This is a genomic window from Streptomyces bambusae (genome assembly GCF_019400985.1).
In the GTDB taxonomy this organism is placed as follows: domain Bacteria; phylum Actinomycetota; class Actinomycetes; order Streptomycetales; family Streptomycetaceae; genus Streptomyces; species Streptomyces bambusae_A.
On record NZ_WTFF01000731.1, the window covers coordinates 1 to 627 of the forward strand.

Here is a 627-nt window from a genome sequence, read left to right on the forward strand (position 1 = left end):
GTCCGAGGTGCCGCGATCGGACGGGCCTCGGTCCGGCGCGCTCGCGCAGGCGGCGGCCTCGGGCGCGCAGGCGGTTCCTGGCGCCCCGACGGTGACCCCCGGCGCCCCGGCGCTGTCCCCCAGCGTGGCGGGTGCGGACCCCGGTGTGGCGGGTGCGGACCCCGCCGCCCGCCGGGTGACCGTGCGCGACCTGCGGGGGCGGGAGACCGGGCCGGACCGGCTCGCGTTCGGCGAGGGGGACGTCGTGGTCGTCTCCGGGCTGCCCGGCGGGGGCAAGTCCACGCTGATCAAGCGGGCCGCGCCCGGCGGCGGGATCGACTCGCAGGACGTGCGCGAGCGCTGGGAGCGCAGGATGCCCAGCCGGCTGCCGTACGCCGTGTTCCGGCCCGCCGTGCGGGTCGCGCACTACTGGGGGCTGTGGCGCGCCGCGGTCTCCGGCACCTCGCTCGTCGTCCACGACTGCGGTACGCAGACCTGGGTGCGCGCCCTGCTCGCCCGGGCCGCCCGGCGCCGCGGCAAGGCCCTGCACCTGCTGCTCCTGGACGCCACCCCGCAGGAGGCCCTGGCCGGGCAGGCCGCCCGCGGCCGCGGCGTCTCCGCGTACGCCTTCGCCCGGCACCGCGGCGC

At 80.4% G+C, this 627-nt stretch carries 1 protein-coding gene; it reads left to right on the top strand.

What is annotated here, in order from left to right; translation table 11 throughout:
* Window positions 1-91: 91 nt before the first annotated feature.
* Window positions 92-627 (top strand): AAA family ATPase (locus tag GPJ59_RS36770; RefSeq protein ID WP_374201019.1); only part of this gene is annotated, 536 nt, incomplete at its 3' end.